The organism is Mesorhizobium sp. M4B.F.Ca.ET.214.01.1.1, from assembly GCF_004791545.1.
GTDB lineage: Bacteria > Pseudomonadota > Alphaproteobacteria > Rhizobiales > Rhizobiaceae > Mesorhizobium > Mesorhizobium abyssinicae.
In genome coordinates this window covers 135,843-154,447 of sequence record NZ_SRUX01000015.1, presented here as the reverse complement: position 1 = coordinate 154,447, position 18,605 = coordinate 135,843, and the positions used below count along the sequence as shown (strand labels likewise).

The 18,605-nt window shown below is 64.3% G+C and carries 16 protein-coding genes; 1 reads left to right on the top strand and 15 read right to left on the bottom strand.

All coding sequences use genetic code 11. The features are described from left to right. Positions 1-8: 8 nt before the first annotated feature. The 4 genes from EN857_RS26425 to argE all read right to left on the bottom strand — a co-directional run bounded on the left by EN857_RS26425 (position 9) and on the right by argE (position 4,058). Complete coding sequence (locus EN857_RS26425) at positions 9-1,472, bottom strand: aldehyde dehydrogenase family protein (RefSeq protein WP_135859336.1); 1,464 nt, start codon at positions 1,470-1,472, stop codon at positions 9-11. Positions 1,473-1,619: 147 nt separating this feature from the next. Then, a complete protein-coding gene (locus EN857_RS26420; RefSeq protein ID WP_128346169.1) occupies positions 1,620-1,973 on the bottom strand; it encodes a cupin domain-containing protein in 354 nt (117 codons plus the stop codon). 24 nt (positions 1,974-1,997) lie between these two features. Further along, positions 1,998-2,921: a glyoxylate/hydroxypyruvate reductase A gene (locus EN857_RS26415; RefSeq protein WP_127392288.1), complete on the bottom strand. Its 924-nt coding sequence runs from the start codon at positions 2,919-2,921 to the stop codon at positions 1,998-2,000. Between the two features lie 12 nt (positions 2,922-2,933). Beyond that, positions 2,934-4,058, bottom strand: a complete 1,125-nt coding sequence (gene argE / locus EN857_RS26410; RefSeq protein WP_127392287.1) for an acetylornithine deacetylase — start codon at positions 4,056-4,058, stop codon at positions 2,934-2,936. Between the two features lie 227 nt (positions 4,059-4,285). Between argE and EN857_RS26405 the strand changes: the two genes are divergently transcribed. Next, entirely contained in the window at positions 4,286-5,188 is a 903-nt protein-coding gene (locus EN857_RS26405) for a GNAT family N-acetyltransferase (protein WP_127392286.1), read from the top strand. Between the two features lie 120 nt (positions 5,189-5,308). Here EN857_RS26405 and EN857_RS26400 read toward each other — a convergent pair whose 3' ends face one another. The 11 genes from EN857_RS26400 to EN857_RS26350 all read right to left on the bottom strand — a co-directional run bounded on the left by EN857_RS26400 (position 5,309) and on the right by EN857_RS26350 (position 18,602). Further along, on the bottom strand, positions 5,309-6,934 hold the full coding sequence (locus tag EN857_RS26400) for an AMP-binding protein (protein ID WP_127392285.1): 1,626 nt from the start codon (positions 6,932-6,934) through the stop codon (positions 5,309-5,311). 154 nt (positions 6,935-7,088) lie between these two features. Further along, complete coding sequence (locus tag EN857_RS26395; protein WP_127392284.1) at positions 7,089-8,522, bottom strand: APC family permease; 1,434 nt, start codon at positions 8,520-8,522, stop codon at positions 7,089-7,091. 91 nt (positions 8,523-8,613) lie between these two features. After that, complete coding sequence (locus EN857_RS34920) at positions 8,614-9,780, bottom strand: LysR substrate-binding domain-containing protein (protein ID WP_210213996.1); 1,167 nt, start codon at positions 9,778-9,780, stop codon at positions 8,614-8,616. A gap of 6 nt (positions 9,781-9,786) precedes the next feature. Further along, on the bottom strand, positions 9,787-11,127 hold the full coding sequence (locus EN857_RS26385) for a glutamine synthetase family protein (RefSeq protein WP_127392283.1): 1,341 nt from the start codon (positions 11,125-11,127) through the stop codon (positions 9,787-9,789). Beyond that, a complete protein-coding gene (locus tag EN857_RS26380; RefSeq protein WP_127283484.1) occupies positions 11,117-11,806 on the bottom strand; it encodes a TetR/AcrR family transcriptional regulator in 690 nt (229 codons plus the stop codon). Before EN857_RS26380 ends, EN857_RS26385 begins: the two co-directional genes overlap by 11 nt. Next, positions 11,803-13,092, bottom strand: a complete 1,290-nt coding sequence (locus tag EN857_RS26375; protein WP_127283483.1) for an alpha/beta fold hydrolase — start codon at positions 13,090-13,092, stop codon at positions 11,803-11,805. The genes EN857_RS26380 and EN857_RS26375 overlap by 4 nt, the downstream gene beginning before the upstream one ends. A 6-nt stretch (positions 13,093-13,098) precedes the next feature. After that, a complete protein-coding gene (locus tag EN857_RS26370; RefSeq protein WP_127283482.1) occupies positions 13,099-14,409 on the bottom strand; it encodes an acyl-CoA dehydrogenase family protein in 1,311 nt (436 codons plus the stop codon). A 17-nt stretch (positions 14,410-14,426) separates the two neighbouring features. Continuing rightward, entirely contained in the window at positions 14,427-15,479 is a 1,053-nt protein-coding gene (locus EN857_RS26365) for a peptidase M29 (RefSeq protein ID WP_127393683.1), read from the bottom strand. Positions 15,480-15,733: 254 nt separating this feature from the next. Next, a complete protein-coding gene (locus tag EN857_RS26360) occupies positions 15,734-16,486 on the bottom strand; it encodes an Asp/Glu racemase (protein WP_127283480.1) in 753 nt (250 codons plus the stop codon). Between the two features lie 44 nt (positions 16,487-16,530). After that, the gene (locus tag EN857_RS26355; RefSeq protein ID WP_127393682.1) at positions 16,531-17,562 is read right to left on the bottom strand and encodes a carbon-nitrogen hydrolase family protein; all 1,032 of its coding nucleotides are present in this window, start codon (positions 17,560-17,562) and stop codon (positions 16,531-16,533) included. Between the two features lie 119 nt (positions 17,563-17,681). Further along, positions 17,682-18,602 (bottom strand): fumarylacetoacetate hydrolase family protein, encoded by a 921-nt coding sequence (locus tag EN857_RS26350; RefSeq protein WP_127393681.1) that lies wholly within the window; start codon positions 18,600-18,602, stop codon positions 17,682-17,684. Positions 18,603-18,605: the final 3 nt, after the last annotated feature.

Below are 18,605 nucleotides of genomic sequence, written 5' to 3'. Positions count from 1 at the left end.
GCATCCCTTCATACGCTGACCAGGACGCTCTTGGTCCTGCGGTTGGCGAGATAGGCGTCGCGGCCAAGGTCCTTGCCGATGCCGGAGCGCTTGTAGCCGCCGGTCGGCAGGATGTGGTCGCGCGAGCGGCTGTAGCGGTTGACCCAGACCGTGCCCGCTTCGAGCTTGCGCGCCAAACGGATCGTACGCGATAGATCGGAAGTGAACAGGCCGGAAGCCAGCCCGTAGGTAGGATGGCTGGACAGCGCCAGCGCCTCGTCCTCGGTCTCGAAGGTCTGGACGGTGAGCACCGGGCCGAAGATCTCCTCGACGATCGCGGGATTGGACTGATCTACATTGGCGATCAGTGTCGGCGCGTAGAAATAGCCGCGGCTATCCATGGCGGCGCCGCCGGTCAGGCATTCGCCGCCTGCCGCCACCGCAGCCCGCACAATGCTGTCGACACGCGCCCGCTGCCGTTCCGAGATGATCGGCGAATAATGCGTCGCCTCGTCCCAGGTCGGGCCAGGCCGCACGGCCTTCATCTTCTCCAGGATCGCGGTCGTCAGCCTGTCGGCCACGCTCTTCTCGACGATCAGCCGGGTGCCGGCGACGCAGGCCTGGCCGGCGTTGAAGGTGACGCTGCCGGCGATCGCCGTCGCCGCCTTGTCCAGATCGGCATCGGCAAAGACGAGCTGCGGGCTCTTGCCGCCAAGCTCCAGCGTCATCGGCTTGACGCCGGTGCGAGCGACGTTCTCCATGATCGCCGAGCCGGCGCGAGTCGAGCCGGTGAAGCTGACCTTGGCGATCTCGGGATGGCCGGTCAGCGCCGTTCCGGTCGTCGGACCGTCTCCTAGCACCACGTTTATGAGCCCTGCCGGCAGACCCGCCCTGACGGCGAGTTGCGCCATGTAGACAGCCGAAAAGGGTGTCATTTCCGATGGCTTCAGCACCACCGCATTGCCCGCGGCCAGCGCCGGGCCAAGCTTCCATCCGGCCATCGAGATGGGAAAATTCCAGGGCGTGATCGCGCCGACCACGCCATAGGGCTCGCTCATGATCATGCCGAGACTGGCGTCGTCGGTTGGCACGAGCTCGCTGCCTTCCTTGTCGGCGAATTCCGCAAAGAAGCGGATCTGCTCGGCGGTCACCGCGATGTCGCCGGCAATGAGCTGGCCGACCGGGCGGGTGGAGCACAGCGCCTCGATCCTGGCCAGCGTTGCGGCTTCGGCCTCGATCAGGTCGGCCCAGGCCAGCAGCGCCCTGGTGCGCTCGCGCGGCCGGACGCCGCCCCAGTTGCTGGCCTTCAGCGCCGCCCTGGCGCTGTCCACCGCACGGTCGATCATGTCGGCGCCGGCCACCGGGCAGGCGGCATATTCCTTGCCGTCGGACGGGCGGCGCATCTCGATCGCGCCCTCGGCCGCGATCATTTTCCCGCCGACAAAATGGCCGACGGGAAGGGGAATTGTGTTTGGATCGAAGCTCAGGCTCATGGGCAACCACTTAGCAGCGTTGGCAGCAGCCTAGCGCGCGCGGGCAAGCAGCTTGCATCGTTCGTCGAACCGTCGCGGATGATTGTTGCGTGCGTGTCGCGCGGGACGGCAAAATCTGTCGCTGCCGCTTGAAACCGCGCCGACCGTTCACCCGACCGTCACGTAGATCTTGCGCACCGTTTCGATCGTCTTCCAGACCCCGGTGAAGCCCGGCTTCATGACGAAGCTGTCGCCGGCGCCGTAGGTCACCGGCTCGCCGCCGTCTGGCGTGATCTCGATCACGCCAGACAGGATGTGGCAGAACTCGAAAGTCTTTCCCTTGATCGAGCGCGTCTCCCCCGGCGTCGCCTCCCAGACGCCGGTATGGACGAGGTCGTCCTTGGCTGCGTCCTGCGCCCAGGTCTTGAAGGCCGGGTCGCCGGCAATCAGCCGCTCGGGCAACGCCTTGGACTGGCGTGGCGGGAAGGACGGGTCGGTATCGAGGGTCTTCAGCAGGGACAAGGAATGACCTTTCAGGTTGGAGCTTCAATAGCCGCGCGACCGGTCGACGAGCCCGATCGGATCGAGCCCGGCGCGGTGGCGCTTGATGTTGTCGATGACGGCCCGCGCAGCGGTCGCCGGCTGGGTGACGCTGGCGACATGCGGTGTCAGGATGATCTTCGGGTGCGACCAGAATGGATGGCCCGAGGGCAGAGGCTCGGGATCGGTGACATCGATCATCGCTGCCGAGAGGCGGCCGCTATCGAGCGCGGCGACAAGCGCTTCCTGGTCGAGTTGCGGCCCCCGACCGGCGTGGACGAGCGCCGCGCCCTTGGGCAGCTTCGCGAACAGCTCGGCATCGAGGAAACCGCGCGTCTCCTCGGTCAGCGGCAGCAGGCAGACCAGAATGTCGCTGGCCGCAAGCATCTCCTGCAGCCCGTGCCGGCCATCGTGACAGGTCACGCCCTCGATCCGCCGTGGCGAGCGGCTCCAACCGGCAAGCGGAAAGCCGAACGGCTTCAACCGGTCGAGGACGGCCTGGCCGAGCTGCCCCAGGCCGAGCACGCCGATCCGGCGCGAGGCGGCCTGAAGCTGCGATATGTCGCGCCATTCGCCGGCGCGTTGCTGTGCCAGATATCCAGGGAGGTTGCGGTGGAGCGCAAGCACGGCAAGCGTCGCATATTCCTGCATCATGCGCACGATGCCTTCCTCGATCGTACGCACGATCTTCACCTGTTCCGGCACCCTATCGAGGCGGAACTGGTCTACGCCGGCGCCGATGGAAAACAGGATCTCCAGGTTCCTATAGCGCGCGAGGTCTTCCGGCGCAGTCCAGGTGATGAGATAGCGTACCGCGTCGGGATCGACTGTTGCTGCATTCGTCGTGAAGGGGATGTCCGGCAGTTCCTCGGCGAAGGCCTCTGCGAAGACCGCGCCGCGGCGCGCATCGGAATTGAACAGGAAGGTCATCCCGGTTCCCCTTCAAGCCGCGCAGCGGGCGCCCAGCGCCTCGATCAATCGCTGGCAGGCGGCGAGCTCGCTGGCGAGGATGTATTCGTCGGGCTTGTGGGCGCGACCTATGTCGCCCGGGCCGCAGATGATCGCATCGAAGCCGGCGGCCTGGTAGAGTCCGGCCTCCGTGCCGTAGCTGACGGCGGCGAGCGGCGCTTCGCCGGTCAACTCGGCCAACAGTGCCGCCAGTGCAGCGTCCTGCGGCAGCGACAGCGCCGGATAGGCGCTCATCGGCGTCCACTCGATCCGAAAGCCGTCGACCGCAAGGGCTTCGGCTCGCGCCCTGACCGGCGCGAGCAGGCTGGCCGGGTCGACGCCGGGTATGGCGCGGGCCTCCAGGTCCAGCGTGCAGGTGTCTGGAATGATGTTGACCGACTGCCCACCCGTCACCACGCCCGCCTGCAGCGAGGAATAGGGCGGCTCGAAGGCGGGGTCGAACGGACCGCACGTCAGCCGCTCGGCTTCGCTGACGGCCGCGCCCAGCGCAGCGGCCATGGCATGGATGGCGTTGAGCCCGAGATCGGGTCGCGACGAATGGCCGGACCGCCCGTTGACCGTCACCCGAGCCGCCGCCTTGCCCTTGTGGCCGCGCACGGCGCGCATGCCGCTCGGCTCGCCGACGATGACGCCGAGCGGTTTCGCGCAAAGTTCGGGAAGGCGGGCGATCAGATGCGGCACGCCGCGGCATCCGACCTCCTCGTCGTAGGAGAAGGCGAGGTGGATCGGTCTGGCCAGACGCAGTTCTGTCAGGTGAGGCACAGCCGCCAGCGCGGCGGCAAGGAACCCCTTCATGTCCGTGGTGCCACGCCCGTAGAGATGTTCGCCCTCCCGGCGCAGCGCGAAAGGGGCCGAGCTCCATTGCGGCTCGCCGGCCGGGACGACGTCCATGTGGCCGGACAGCATGTAGCCCGGGACATCGGCGGGGCCGATCGTCGCGAACAGGTTGGAACGGTCGCCTTCCGGCCCCGGAAGCAGGGTGACCTGCGCCCCGTGTTGCGCAAGATGGGCCGCGATCCAGCCGGCGATGTCGCCGTTCGGTTTGCCGGCGACCGATGGAAAGGCGACGAGACGGTCGAGGATGTCGGAGACGTCCATTCCAACCCTTGAAAGATTTCGGGTCGCCGGGATCGGTGCCGACGACCATATGGTGCTAGATTTCCGGAGAGGATGTGGGCGTTCTTTCGCGATTGCGTGCCGAAAGCGGAAGTGTTTGAGTTGAATCTAGCGTTGGCGCGCGGCTTTCGAGCAAATCCTACCGGTCTGCTTGTTTAGCGTGGGCGGGGCGAGGGCGTCACCCTCTAGTGCGGCAATCTTTCAGGGGCATGGACTTGAAGCCGTCCGGAAGCTTGAAAATCGATACCTTCTCGATGCGCATCGGCGACATCGAGGGCATCGAACTCGACCGGTTGCACGCGCACTCCCTGTCCGTGGGATGGCCGCACCGGGCCGAAGACTGGCAGTTCCTGCGCGAATCGGGACGCGGCTTCGTGGCGCTCGATGAAATTGGCCGCGTTCTCGGTTCGGCCATGTGGTTCGAGCATGGCGCCGACTTCGCGACCGTGGGAATGGTCATCACCTCGCCGCGACTGCAGACGCTCGGAGCCGGGCAATGGCTGATGAAGCGGGTCTTCGAGAAGGTCGCCGGGCGCGACCTGCGCCTCAATGCAACCCGAGCGGCAAGACGGCTCTATCTTTCGCTCGACTTCCAGCCGGAGAAGACCGTCTACCAATGCCAGGGTATCGTTCGTGCGGAGGGGACGGGTAGGCTGGCAGAGACCAGGGGCGATGTCCGGACTTTGGGTGAAGGCGACATTCCCGCGGCGATCACGCTCGATGGGGCGGGATTTGGCGTCAGGCGGGCGGCGCTCATCGAAAAGCTCTTCGCGCACTCAGCCGGCTATGGCCTTTTCAAGGGCGACAGGCTGAAAGCCTTCGCGCTCTGCCGCCCGTTCGGGCGGGGCCATGTCGTTGGGCCGGTCGTGGCGGAAAGCGACGCCGACGCCGTGGCGGTCGTCCGGCCGCACGTGGCCGACCACTCGGGGTCCTTCCTCAGGATCGACACGCATGTGGACAATGGCGACTTCGCCGCCCTCCTGTCGCACAGCGGAATGCCGGTCTTCGACACGGTGCTGACCATGTCGCTGGGCAAGCGCCTCGCCGATTATGCTGCCGGCGGCCCGGCTATGCCGAAGACCTATGCTCTGGCGAGCCAAACTCTCGGGTAGTTCGTTGTTTTCGTCGACAAAAAGAGCCGGCCAACAGCTGCTTGGTCGAGGCCTCGGCCGCCGCCAGAAAAACACCGAGCGACTTCCTTCAGCCTAGGCTGGCACCTGAGCACGATGGGCTCAGGTGCCGGTATGCGCTTTCAGCTTGAACCGCTGGATCTTGCCAGTCTGCGTCTTTGGAAGCGCATCGGTGAACTTGATCGAACGCGGATATTTGTAGGGCGCGATGGTGGCTTTGACATGATCCTGCAAGAGGCGTTGCTCCAACTCACCCGGGTCGATCCCGTCGATCAGGACGACATGCGCCTCCACGATCTGCCCACGACCGATGTCCGGGACGCCGACGACAGCGCATTCCTTGACATGGGGGTGGGAAAGCAAGGCCGCCTCAACTTCGGGACCAGCGATGTTGTAGCCTGAGGAAATTATCATGTCGTCAGAGCGGGCGGCGAAATGGAAATAGCCCTCCTCATCCCGGAAGAACGAGTCCCCTGTCAGGTTCCAGCCGTCGCGCACATAGTCCTTCTGCCGGGGATCATTCAGGTAGCGGCAGCCCGTCGGGCCACGGACGGCTAGCCGGCCGGCCTCGCCACGCGGTAACTCGTTCATATCGGCATCCACGATCCGGGCCTCGTAGCCGGCAACCGGACGCCCGGTCCTGCCCGGCGCGAGATCGTCCAGCCGGTTGGATATGAAGATGTGCAGCATCTCGGTTGCGCCGATGCCGTCCACAATCGGCTTGCCAGTCCGCTGCACCCAGGCCTCGAACACCGGCGCGGGAAGGGTTTCACCGGCAGAAACCGCGATCCGAAGCGACGAAAGATTGGCCCCTTCGTCGAGCGCGGCGATCATCGCCCGGTAGGCCGTCGGAGCCGTGAACACGATGGTCGCGCCATATCTCTCGATGATCTCGATCATGTTGGCCGGAGAGGCGTGCTCCAGCAGCGTCGCCGTGGCGCCGAAGCGGAGCGGGAAGATGGCAAGTCCGCCGAGGCCGAAGGTGAAGGCGATCGGCGGCGAGCCGACGAAAATGTCCTCGGGCGTGACCTGCAGGACGTCGCGCGCATAACCGTCGGCGATGATCAGCAGGTCCCGATGAAAATGCATCGTCGCCTTTGGCGAGCCGGTGGTGCCCGACGTGAACCCAAGCAGGGCCACGTCGTCGCGACCGGTCTCCACGGCATCGAATACGACCGGCTTGTCGAGGGCCGCGCGGTCGAGCTCTGCGTCGTGATTGGCCGTGCCATCGAAGCCGACGACCTGCTTGAGGAAGCGGCTGTCCTTGGCGCAAGCCACCATCTCGTCCATCAGCCGCGTGTCGCATAGCGCAAGCGTGATCTTGGCCTTGTCCACGATCTGCGACAGTTCGCCTGATCGCAGCATCGGCATGGTGTTGACCACGACCGCGCCTGCCTTGGTAGCGGCCAGCCAGCACGCCACCATAGCCGGGTTGTTGGCTGAACGGATCAGCACGCGGTTGCCCGGCCGCAGGCCGTAGTTCTCGACGAGCGCGTGCGCCAGGCGGTTGGTCCAGTCGGACAGTTCCTTGTAGGTCCTGCGGCGACCGTTGCCGATCAGCGCTACATGATCGCCGAAGCCGCGCTCGACCTGCCGATCGGTCAGCTCTACCGCGGCATTGAGATGCTCCGGATAGTCGAACCCATCGAGCGGAAGGTCAGGCCATTGATCGCCGGGCGGAAGATTGTCACGCGCGAACGTATCGACATGTGCAGACCGACCAAGCATTCGCAAACCTCCACCCGTCGTGAAATGTGCAATGGAAACGACCAGCCGACGGTGGCACAGGAGTCCAGTTGTTTAAAGCTTAAAATGTTTGGCGCTGATATCACTTCCGTTTGCTGGCGGAAGCGCGACCACGCACGCTTCCGCATAGGCAATATCAGGCCTGATTTTCACCCATGCGGGCGAAGCGGGCCGGATCTGCCCTCTCCAGTCGCAGCGACAGCCCATATCCGACCACGGCGGCGGCCGGGATCAATGCCGGCAAGATGACCCCTAGCGCGCCGCCGGTGGTGCCGGTGAGGTCGCCAAAATGCAGAAAGATGTAGACGAACAGGGCCGCCATGATCAGCCCCGACAAGGCAGGCAGGACCACAGTCGACAGCGCCGGCGCGCCAGCCTGCTTGTTGCGGAAGAAGACGATCACCGAGAGCGAGGTGACGGTCATCATGCCGAGCACGCCGAGCGTGCCGACCTGGCTGATCCAGGTGAACATGTTGAGCACCGGATCGAGCCCGAGGCCGGCAAAGATCGCCAGCACAATCAGGGCGCCGATCGTCTGCACGACCGAGCCGATGTGGGGGCTCTGGTGATCTGCATGGGTGCGCCCGAAGGCGGCGGGCAACAGGCCCTCGCGTCCTGCCACGTAGCTGTATCGGGCGATGTAGTTGTGGAAGGCCGACAACGCGGCAAAGAGGCTCGATACGAGCAAGATACCGGCAATCGTCGGTATCGGCCCGCCGACATAGCGCCCCGCCAGATCGAAGAAGAGCGCTGATGGATCGCCATAGCCCTGGATGGTCGGGACCAGTTTGTCGGCACCTATGCCAACGATCATCAGCCAGGTGGTGAACACGAAGAATATGCCGATCATCAGCACCGAAAGATAAGTGGCGCGCGGAATGGTCCTTTCCGGGTCTCGGGCTTCCTCGGCATAGATCGTGGTTGCCTCGAAGCCGATGAAGGAACCCAGGCAAAACAGGATCGCAGCGGTCAGCGAACCCGAAAACATCGCGGCGGGATCGAACACGTTCAGCGCCAGCCCGTGGTCGCCGCCCTTGCCGAGGATGGCAAAGTCGACGATCAGGACAATCAGATATTCGAGCGCGACGGCCACGACGAGAACTTTTGCCGACAGGTCCACCTGCCGGTAGCCCAAAATGGCGACCAGGACGACGGCGATCAGGCTCCACCCCCACCAAGGCAGGACCAGTCCGAGCTCGCTGAAGACCCCGGAGGCGATTCCGCCCAGCAGACCGATCAGTCCGAACTGCATGGCGTTGTAGGCGACCAGGGCCACGAGCGCCACGGCGCCGGCGGAGCGCCCGCCGAGACCGCGCGCGGCATAGGCGTAGAAGGCGCCAGCATTGGTGACATGCCGCGACATGGCCACGTAACCGGCCGAAAAAGCGAGCATCACCAGCGTCACGAAAATGAAGGTCGCTGGAATACCGGCGCCATTGCCAAGCATGAACGCCAGCGGCATCGCGCCGGCCACGCCGGTCAGGGGAGCTGCTGCCGAGATCACCATGAAGGTCACGGCGATCAGTCCTAGCGAATTCCTGCGAAGTTGATTGCTTCCTGCGGTACTCATTTCTGTCGTTCTCCCTCTCTGTTCCCCATGGCCGATTGACCGGTCCATTGTTTGTTGATGTCTGTTACCGCTCGGCCGTTTCGTCCGGCCGTCATCCCTCTCCGTTGGCGGCATGCCCGAAGGACCGCCGGCATTTGGCCAGAAACTGCCCGACCCATTCGCTGCGGCCGTTGCCGCGTGGCGTGATCGCCACGACCGCCCCTTCCGGGAAGTCCTCGTCCAGCGGTATGGCGAGGATCTCCTTGCCGTCGGGCGCGGTCCTGGCCTGCGGCGCCTGCGGGACGATCGAATATCCAAGACCCTGCGCGACCAGGCCGCGCACCATGGCGAAGGAAGGCGACTGGAAGCGGATGTGCGGTTGCAGCCCGCCGCGCTTGAACAGGGTGTCCGTGGCCGAGTGCACCGAGGGATAATCCAGCAGGATCATGGGCAGTTCAGCCAAATCGCTTAGCCGCAGACTGGATCTGCCGGCCAATGCGTGGCTGGCGTTCAACAGCACATGCGGAGCCGGAGGGCAGACCAGTTCGGCATCGAGGTCAGCTTCGTTCACCGCCCCGAAAGTGATCGCTGCCTCGATCCTGCCGGCCCGCATCTGCTCGATGAGATCGTCATGGTCGGCTTCCAGAAGGCGGATGTCGACATCCGGCTGCTGGCTGGCGAAGCCGGCGACGAGGTCCGGCACGAATTGCGGTCCAAGCGTGATGAAGAAGCCGATGCTGAGATGGTTCTCCGGGTGTGGCGGTCGATGGTCATCCGGCATGATCGGGATGGCGCGCCGGTAGCCGCGATTGCCGTAGACCAGCGGCGAGCGCTGCGCCGAAAGGTCGATGGTCTCGGCCTCGCCGATAAAGAGGAAATGGGTTCCCCACATCAGCGCCGTCTTGAGTTCGCAGTCGAGAGAAACGACAGCGCCATCGATGATCGGCGCGCCGGTCGCGCCGGGATGCCAAGCGATCGCGCCGAACCGGTCCTGGTTCAAATGCTTGAGGCGGCCGGAGAAGAGATCCGAGACGAAACTCTGGTTGCCGCTGAGCACGTTGGCGCAGAACCGCCTGTTCTTCTTGATCGCCTCGCATGCGGGGCTGAGGTGATGGACGCTGATCAGCAATGAAGGCCGGCTGGTGTCGGCGGACACCGACGTCATCGATGAAACGGTCACGCCGAAACGACCTGCCTCGCCGTCCGTGGTCACCACGGTGACGGCGGCGGCCACGCGGCTCATGCCTTCGATGAAACGGGCGCGCAGATCGGTATCCATGTTCATTCACCCCAGGTCGAAGAAGCGTTCCAGCTCGACGTCCGGAACCTTGCGACGGAACTCGTTGTGCTGGCTTTCGCGAGTGGCCGTGAACGCCTCGACAAAGCGTGCGCCCAGCCAGTCCTTGGCGAAGGCGGAGCCGCGCAGCCGGTCGATTGCATCCGGCATCGAGCGGGCGAAGTCGCGAGCGGGTTGCTGCGCATAACCCGAGCCGATGGTTTCGGGATCTGGCTCGATCTCACCGATGACGCCGGCGACCCCGGCCGCGATGGTTGCGGCGGCCGAGAGGTAGGGATTGGAATCTGCGCCGGGCAGGCGATTTTCCACCCGCAGGGACCCCGCGTCATGACCGACGAGGCGAAAGCAGGTGGTACGGTTTTCGAAACCCCATGTCAGGCCAGGCGGCGCGAAAGTGCCGGGGGCGAAACGCCGGTAGCTGTTCACCGTCGGCTGAAAAACTAGCGTCGCGTCACCGACATAGGCCTGCAGCCCGCCAAGGAAGTGGCGAAAAGTGCGGCTGACGCCGTTCTTCTCCTGCGCGTCCCAGAACAGGGACCTGCCTGTCTTGTCCTTCAGGCTGATGTGCAGGTGGATCGACTGGCTATCCGCCTTTTCGTTCCAGCGCGGCATGAAGGTGACCGACCGGCCCTGCCGCAGCGCCAGCGCGCGGATGAAGTTCTTCAGGAGAACCAGCTGGTCGGCCGGCCCCATGCCCTCGCCGGCGCCGATGCACGCCTCCATGAAACCCGCGCCGATTTCCTCGTGCATCTTGGCGAGGTCGATCTTCAGCGGCTCGCACATGGCGGCCACGGCCTCGTACCACTCGGTCTGGACGACCTGGTAAAGGATCAGGTCGTGGCTTGCATGCGCCGTCGCGGTCTTGAGATTGCGATAGCCCTTCGCCTTCGCGCTCTCCGGCGTCTCGTCGAACAGCGTGTATTCCAGCTCCATTCCGTATTTCGGCACCAGCCCCGCTTCGCCGGCACGGGCAAGAACGGATTTCAGGATCGCGCGGGGGCATATCTGTGATGAAGCACCGGTGTAGTTCGACAGCACCAGCAGGTCATGCCCGGCCTTCGACCACGGCAGGCGGCGGACGGAACCGGGATCGAGCTGCAAGGGGTCATCGTGGAAATCACCCTTATCGTCATTGACGCCAGGAATGATGAGCATCGCATCGGTCGGGTCCAGCGCCAGTTGCGCGGGGGCCATGCCCATGCCGTTCTTGGCAATGCCCTTGAGGCTGTTGGCCGAGACCATCTGCCCGCGCAGCAGCCCGTTGGTGTCGGTCATCGCGACCGTGGCAAAGCGGCTGGCCGGGTCGGCCATATAATCGTCAAGCGTCATGTTGCACCTGATTGAGGGAATGGGCGCCGATAAGTCGTGCGAGTTCGGCGAGATCAGTCTCGGGCTGTGTCGAATAGGCCTTGAGGAATACCTTGAGGCCGTTGTTCAGATAGCGGGCGATCTCGGCGCGCGAGGGCGAGTGGTCCGGCATGTAGAGGGCCTGCGTGCGCGGCGCCGACAGGATCAGGCCCCATAGATCCTGCGCGGCGAGTTCGGCGTCGTCGAAAGCCAGCCGGCCGCCGCGTCGCTGGCCTTGCAGATAATCCATGATGCCGCGCAGCAGGCGGTCCGGCCCCACCTCCTGATAGGCGCGGCCGATCTCCGGAAAGCGTTGCACCTCGCCAATGATGAGCCTTGCCAGCGACAGGAGGTCCGGACGCAGCACGGTGTCGGCGTAGTCCCAGGAAAATTCCAGCAGGTCCGCCACCATGCCGCGATCGGAAGGATGTTCGAAGACCGCCAGCATCTGGTCGCGCTCGCCAAGCATCATGGCCGAGAACAGCGCTTCCTTGGACTGGAAGTACTGGTAAAGCGTTGGCTTCGACAGGTTCGCCTCGAGAGCGACGGCATCCATGTTGGCGCCGGAATAGCCCATTTCGGAAAAGACCTTCAGCGCGGCTTCCAGGATGCGCCGCTCGCGCTCGATCTTGTTTTGCTGTCGGCGGGACAAGGCGGTCATCGCGGCAGTTTCCTCAGGAAGTCCAGCAGGATGCGGCTGTAGGCTGCGGGCTGCTCGACATTGCAGACATGGCCGGCATCTAGGATGGTCTCGTAGCGGATGTCTGGCCGGGAGGCCTGGTCGAGCATTCGCCCGGCAACGCTGCGGATCTCCGATGGCGACGCCAGCCGGTCGTGCTCGCCCGTCATCATCAACACCGGCATGGTCAGGCGCGAGAAATCGAAACCCTCGGAGGGATTCGTGAAGCAGACGAGCGCGTCGAGATAGGTGGCGGACGGGATCGCCGCCATTGACCGGAAAAGCTGTTCCTTCACCGCGTCGGAGGCGTTCGGCCCCGCCAGCACTTTCACCACCGCGGGAGCGAAATCGGCCGGCGTCTGGCCGGCATCCAGCGGCACCTTGCGGCTGACACGGAAGGTCTCGCGCTCCTCGAGGCTTGCCTCCGACATGCCGGTGCAGCCACCCGAAAGGACCAGCCCCGCCAGCATCTCCGGGTGGCGCATGGCGAAGGAGGTGGCGATCCACGAGCCCAGGGAGAGGCCGACCAGCACCAGCCGATCGGCGCCAAGTTCTTCCTTCACGCGCAGGATGTCGTCGCAGTAGTCCTCTACGGTCGACTGCATTCGCCCGAGCGCGCTGCCGCCGTAGCCGCGCAAGTCGAGTGCCGCCGCGCGCATCACGCCGCCTGCGGCCGCGAGTTGCGGCAGCCAGTTGCCGCGCGAGCCGCCGATGCCGTGCAGGAACAGGCAGAGCGGACCGTCGCTGTCCGTCGTCGTTAGCGCGAGGCGAGGCTCGCCATCGATGACTATGTCCCGCGTGGCGGCAGAGGCGGGCAGGGGCCTTGGCTGCTCCGTCGCGTCGGTAGCGAGCGTTGTCTCCGACAGGGCGGCGATGCCCGCTTCGAAGATCGCCTTCGTGCCCTCGCAAATCGCCTGCAACCGCGGCGAGGCGGCCTCGACCCGCGCGCTCCAGCGCAGGGTGCTGCCGCCATGATCGCCGGCGCCTATGGCAATGCGGCCGTCATAGGATTGCGCGCCGGCAATGCCTTCGAGATGTGTGTAGGCAAGCGTGCGGTCGCTGTCGCTCAGCCAGGTGAGTTGCTCGCGATAGACGGTACCCTCCCCATGAGCGGTAAAGGCGCGAACCAGGGCGCCTCGCGCGTCGCGCTCGGCGTGGATGGTGGCGATGGCCGGGTGCCATTGTCCGCAGAAGTCCGAAACGACGGACCACACCGCCTCCGGCGAGGCAGCTGAGACGCCGACGACCTCGACCGTTTCGCGCGCCATTGGCGTCTACCGGGCCGATCGCGCGGCGCCGTGCTCGCCGCGCCACAGCGACATGCGGGCGCCGCCTTCATCGCCAGGGGCGGAGTCGATCTCGTCCATCTCGTAGAGCGCCAGCACCGAGAGGTAGTCTTCCATGATCTCGGATGTGAAGGGCAGCATCAGCGCACCGCAGCGGCTGTCTCGGTACATCCGCTCCAGCGGCAGCGATTTCAGCATCGACTGGCCGCCGCAGGTGCGGATGGCCATCGACGTCATCTCGGCCGCGCCTTCCATGACGTTGTATTGCGCGGCGTACATGCGCAGCACCTCGCCCTTGGTCGGAAAGCCTTTCGACTCGCCGAAAGCCTGCCACCACAGCGCGCGCATGTTCGCCAGCCGGGCGTACATCTTGCCCACCGCGATACGCTTGGTCGCATACATGCGCCGATCTATTGGTGGCTGGCCGGGCACCTTGCCCTTGAGATAGTCGACCATGAAGTCGAAGGCGCCCTGCGCGACACCCATATAGGTGGGCGAAAGGGTCACCATCATGTGAGGCCAGTTGGGCAGCGTCTTGCCGAAGATGCCCCGCGGCATCAAGAGGTCCAATTCGGTGACGAAGACGTCCTTCAGGATGAGGTCGCGGCTGTTGGTGCCGCGCATGCCGAGCGGATCCCAGTCGCCCTTGACGCTGAGGCCCGGCGCATCCTTGTGGACGACGAACAGCATGGTGTCCTCGTGGCGCGGCTCGCGGCCCTCGAACACCTCGGTGCAAACGATGGTGTAGTAGTCGCAATAGCCGGCCAGCGAGGCGAATTTCTTGAAGCCGTTGATCTTCCAGCCGCCGTCGACCTTGCGGCACTGCGTCTGGTTCGGCTTCGAGGTCCAGTTCTGGCCACCCTCGGAGATCGGCTGCGAATAGATCGCTTTTTCGGCGATGGCGCGGCGGAACTGGCGCTCGCGCAGCGGCGCGAATGCCGCCTTCTCCTGGGGCGTCAGGTTCGGCATATCGAACATGAAGCGCGACCAAGCCATGGACGAGTTGTGCATGTTGAAGGTCAGTGCGGTGGCGCCGCAGTATTTGCCGATCTCGGCGCCGACCATCGCATACTCGAACATCGAGAAGCCCCAGCCACCGAATTCCTCCGGGATGCAGAGCCCGAGAAAGCCTTCAGCCGCCAAATCCTTGTAGTTCTCGACCGGGAAGGAGGCGTCATCGTCGATCCCCTTGGCGCGCGACGCGAATTTATCGCGGCCAAGCTCGTTGACCAGCCGCAGCTTGGCTTGCACCTGCGGGCGGATGCGGGAGAGGTCGTAGTAATCGGCAATGTCGCTCATGGTCTTCTCCGAGGGCGTCAGGACGCCAGTTCGCCTTGCAGGAGGCCGTCCTTGACGACGACGTTCCCGTCCAGAGTGATTGTGCAGTTGCGCATCGGCAGGTCGAAATGACCGAGCGTGTAGCGGCCGGCATATTGGTTGGCGCCTGTGGACCACAGGAACGATCCCGCCAGCGCGCGGAACTCCACAGCCTGCATGTCACGCTTGTCGTACATGGCGGCCGAGACCCAGCGGGCACGCGGATGCATGCCCCAGCCGACATGGCTCATGCCGTAGGCGTTACGGTCGTTCCAGGCTTCCATGTATTCGCGGAAATGGATGGCATCGACGCCGTCGCCCTTGATGGCGGTGACGAAGTCGTCCTCGACGGTGAAGTCGATGCGGCTGGTGAGCGTCGTCTTGAACGTCAGGTTCATGTCGCCAACGTCCATGACGATCCGGCCGTTGACGCAGTTCTTTCCGGGAAAGGCGAGGCAGAGCCCGCCCGGCCAGTGTGCCACCGCGCCGGGCGTGGTGCCGAAGCCCGGCGTGCCGCCGCAGGGTGCGTTGCGCAAATCGATGACGAGATCGGTACCGGCCGGCGAGGTGACGCGCATCTCGCGCGCCTCGCGCAGCATCTGCACGCCGAGCGCCACCTTCGGGCCGAGCTCGGCCGTCGGCTCGGTGCGCTCGAGGATTTCAGGATGTTCGTTCGTGACGACCAGGAGGCGGGTTCGTCCTGCCGCCTCGATCTCGGGCCATTCCGGGGCATGGATCAGCCCCTCGACCGTGCAGTCGACGATCACCTCGCAGAGCTTCAGCGCCTCGATCACGGCGCGGTTGCCCTGGATCGCCCAGGACGTGCCGGTGGACTTCACCGGCACCGGCGCCGTCTGGCGCGGCGTCGGCATCTGGATCATGCAGAATTCGGCACCGAGATCGTGCAGGGCGAGTTCCGACAGATGGACCAGCACCGGACGCGACTGCGTCTCAGACAGGATCGCCACCCTTGTCCCATTGCCGATAGCATTTAGTACGAAGACGCGGCGGAAGCAGTCCAGCCACCGTCCTTCGATGCGCTCTTGCAGCATCGCTAAACTCCCATTGACGATCCGGCTTGTTTCGGATTTCTTTACTTGTCAGTTAAGTTTTCACGTTCGCATAAGCCTGTCAATGAGATTTTCGAAGATTCTTCTTTTTTCGAGAATAATGACGTGTCGCAGGCCTCAGGGCTGACCACCGCGGCGATCAGGCAGTGGGAAGGGCATCGCGGGAATCCGGGCTGCATTGCCGACTGGTAACCGGGTCTGCCTTCGATCAGGGCCTGTGACTGAACTTGCGCTCGTCAATACCTGCCGGAGAGCAGTTCGCCGGCGCCGGGTGACGCGGCGAGCAGTCCAAGCCGTGACATCATCTGATAGCTGGTACAGACAGAGGCACTGACGACGGGAAGGCCCAGCGCCTTCTGGAGTTCGTCGATCACCGGTAAGGAAGGCATCTGCACGCAGGCGGACGCGACAAACGCGTCGATGCCGGTTGTGTCGACCCTCTTGTAGATATCGAGCAGGTTGTTCGGATCGTGCCTGCCGACTTCGAGGTTGTCGGGAATTTCGAGGGCGACGAAGTCCTTCACCGCTATTCCCTCATGCTCAATGTAGTCGACCACCAGCTGGGTAAGCGGCTTCATGTAAGGGCATATCATCGAGATCTTCTTCGCCCCGAGCACCTTGAGGCCATCGACGAGCGCACCTGCACTCGTGACAACTGGAGCAGGAGCGCCGTTCTCCGCTGTGCGCATATGCAGCCGCGCTTCCGAGGTGCGGTGATAACCCTTGCCCATGCTCATGATCGCGACCAGACAGGCATAGCCGAGGACGTCGACGCGCGCGTCGGAAAGCTCGATCGCGCAGCGGTCGCTGTCACGATCCATGGCCTCGAGCTCTTCCTTGACCACCTTCTTCATCCGCATCCGGCTGGAATGGAAAGTGAAACGTTCAGGCAGGAATATTTCCCTCGTGCGGAAAATCGCCGGGATTTCCGTCTCCATTGTGGTGTTGGAGGAAGGCACGATCTGCCCGATGCGAAAAGTGCTCGCCATGCTGGATCCGCTCCGTCTGACTGCTGTAACTGGTAGGCTTCGGCTTATGCCGAATGGGCACCTGGCTGTGCTGTTTCGATCAAGCCGGCGTCATCGCTGTCGAAGGTCTGCGCCCTTTCGGTCAGGGAAATCGGTTCTAGCCTGCGGCGGTTTACCCGCAGGTCGAAAACGTCGAACCGGTTGTAGTGGCCGACTATGTCATGCATCTGCTTCGGCTGGATGCAGCGTCCGAGATCAATCTCGGCGTAGACGATTCCTTCTTCGTCGATCAGCGGCTCGCCAACCACGCGCCCGTCCGGGCCGATCACCCCAGAGAAGGCGCTGGACTTGCGCTGCAGGCGCGCCCTTGCATCCGGAACGACACCCTCCATTGCGGCTATGATTTCTTCCGAGACGGTCGAACAGGAAACGATCGTAAAGACCTTGCCTTCGAACGAGTGGGCCATGGCGCGCAGCTTTATGGCCTCCGCCATGTCGTAGTCGGGCGGCGCAACAGGCAGCGAAATGTAGCTGGCGACGTGAACCAGTTCGCCTTGGGCGAGAAGGGTGAAGCGCGCAAGGGTGTTCGTGTTCTCGCCGCAAGCAAGCGCGCCGAGTGGCCCGATTGCAGTATCGTGGACTTTCAGGCCGGCTCCATCGCCAGGCGCCCAGGTCAACTTTTCGGCCCAGGTCGGCATCAATTTGCGGTGCTTGCCAAGCAGCGTTCCATCCGGGCCGATGGTCAACAGGGTGTTGTAGAGAGTTCCAATCGAACTCGCGCTGCGCTCGTTGATGCCGATCACGACGTGGATGCCGGCTTCGCGTGCCGCACTGCGCAGGATTTCGACTTCCGGACCGGGCTCGACAATGGCGGCGCGCGCCAGTTTGTCGAACCAGGCTCCGCCGGTCACCGGATCGGTGATCCAGCTCCAATACGGATAGGCCGGGATGAACACCTCCGGGAAGGCGATGAGATCCGCGCCATTGGCCCTTGCCTCGCGGATCAGGGAGACGGCCTTCTCGATCGTCGCCGGCGTATCGAGAAAAACGGGTGCGGCTTGCACCGCCGCGGCAACGAACTTTGGAAGCTTCAGCATGGCAACTCTCCTGCTCTCATCGGCCACCAGGCAGGCTGTCTTGGATGCCAGAGACCTTCTGATCGCTTAGATCCGGGACCAACCGCACGACGGCTGTCTTGAACGGCGTGGGCACGTGTCTACTCCGGCGTCGCGTTCACGACTGGATGCCGCAGCGTGCCGATCCCTTCAACGCATGCCACGACCACGTCGCCCGGCCACATCCATTCCTGCGGATCGCGCCCGGCGCCGACACCTTCCGGCGTGCCGCTGGCGATGATGTCGCCGGGCTCCAGCGTGATCGCCGACGAAATGTCGGCGATCAGGTGGTCGACCTTGAACAGCATGTGGCGGGTGTTGGACCGCTGTTTCTCGACCCCGTTGAGCGTCAGCGACAGGTCGAGCACCTGCGGGTCGGGAATCTCGTCGGCCGTCACGATGCACGGCCCGAACGGCGCGTACGTGTCCTGACCCTTGGAGAAGATCCATTGACCGGCGCGCCGGTTGTCGCGCGCCGAAATGTCGATCATCACCGAATAGCCGAAGACGTGGTCTAGTGCGTGCTCCTTGCGCACGCGGCGGGCGGTGGTGCCGATGATAACGGCAAGTTCCACCTCCCAATCGAGCTGCTGCGTCATCTTCTTGTTGTGCTCGATGCCGTCCCCAGGCCCGATCACCGTGGTCGGCGGCTTCGAGAAGACGACAGGCTGTTTCGGCAGGTCTTTTGACGTGTCTAGCGACTTCGCACTTTCCGCGACATGCTCGACATAGTTCAGGCCGATGCCGAAGATGTTCTTGCGCGGTCGGGGAATGGGCGCCAGCAGCCTTACATTGTCCACCGCCGTAGCGGTTCCGGCCGGGAAGCGTCCGGCTGCCCTGCCGAGGCAGTCGCGAAGCGTCTCCAGTCCGCCGCGCCCGGCATCGATCAGGCCGAGCATTGTATCGGGCAGGGTCGTGCCTTGCGCCGTGGCGAGCGCCTCCACATCCACCACCAAATTGTCGACGAGGACGCCGAGCCTTGCCGCCGCCTCGACCGAGGCGCGATAGGTCACAAGTTTCATGAT

Excerpts from the sequence above, each read along its gene's own strand:
- EN857_RS26425 (WP_135859336.1), bottom strand. The coding sequence starts at position 1,472 with ATGAGCCTGAGCTTCGATCCAAACACAATTCCCCTTCCCGTCGGCCAT.
- EN857_RS26415 (WP_127392288.1), bottom strand. The coding sequence starts at position 2,921 with ATGACCTTCCTGTTCAATTCCGATGCGCGCCGCGGCGCGGTCTTCGCA.
- argE (WP_127392287.1), bottom strand. The coding sequence starts at position 4,058 with ATGGACGTCTCCGACATCCTCGACCGTCTCGTCGCCTTTCCATCGGTC.
- EN857_RS26405 (WP_127392286.1), top strand. The coding sequence starts at position 4,286 with ATGGACTTGAAGCCGTCCGGAAGCTTGAAAATCGATACCTTCTCGATG.
- EN857_RS26400 (WP_127392285.1), bottom strand. The coding sequence starts at position 6,934 with ATGCTTGGTCGGTCTGCACATGTCGATACGTTCGCGCGTGACAATCTT.
- EN857_RS26395 (WP_127392284.1), bottom strand. The coding sequence starts at position 8,522 with ATGAGTACCGCAGGAAGCAATCAACTTCGCAGGAATTCGCTAGGACTG.
- EN857_RS34920 (WP_210213996.1), bottom strand. The coding sequence starts at position 9,780 with ATGGATACCGATCTGCGCGCCCGTTTCATCGAAGGCATGAGCCGCGTG.
- EN857_RS26385 (WP_127392283.1), bottom strand. The coding sequence starts at position 11,127 with ATGACGCTTGACGATTATATGGCCGACCCGGCCAGCCGCTTTGCCACG.
- EN857_RS26380 (WP_127283484.1), bottom strand. The coding sequence starts at position 11,806 with ATGACCGCCTTGTCCCGCCGACAGCAAAACAAGATCGAGCGCGAGCGG.
- EN857_RS26375 (WP_127283483.1), bottom strand. The coding sequence starts at position 13,092 with ATGGCGCGCGAAACGGTCGAGGTCGTCGGCGTCTCAGCTGCCTCGCCG.
- EN857_RS26370 (WP_127283482.1), bottom strand. The coding sequence starts at position 14,409 with ATGAGCGACATTGCCGATTACTACGACCTCTCCCGCATCCGCCCGCAG.
- EN857_RS26365 (WP_127393683.1), bottom strand. The coding sequence starts at position 15,479 with ATGCTGCAAGAGCGCATCGAAGGACGGTGGCTGGACTGCTTCCGCCGC.
- EN857_RS26360 (WP_127283480.1), bottom strand. The coding sequence starts at position 16,486 with ATGGCGAGCACTTTTCGCATCGGGCAGATCGTGCCTTCCTCCAACACC.
- EN857_RS26355 (WP_127393682.1), bottom strand. The coding sequence starts at position 17,562 with ATGCTGAAGCTTCCAAAGTTCGTTGCCGCGGCGGTGCAAGCCGCACCC.
- EN857_RS26350 (WP_127393681.1), bottom strand. The coding sequence starts at position 18,602 with ATGAAACTTGTGACCTATCGCGCCTCGGTCGAGGCGGCGGCAAGGCTC.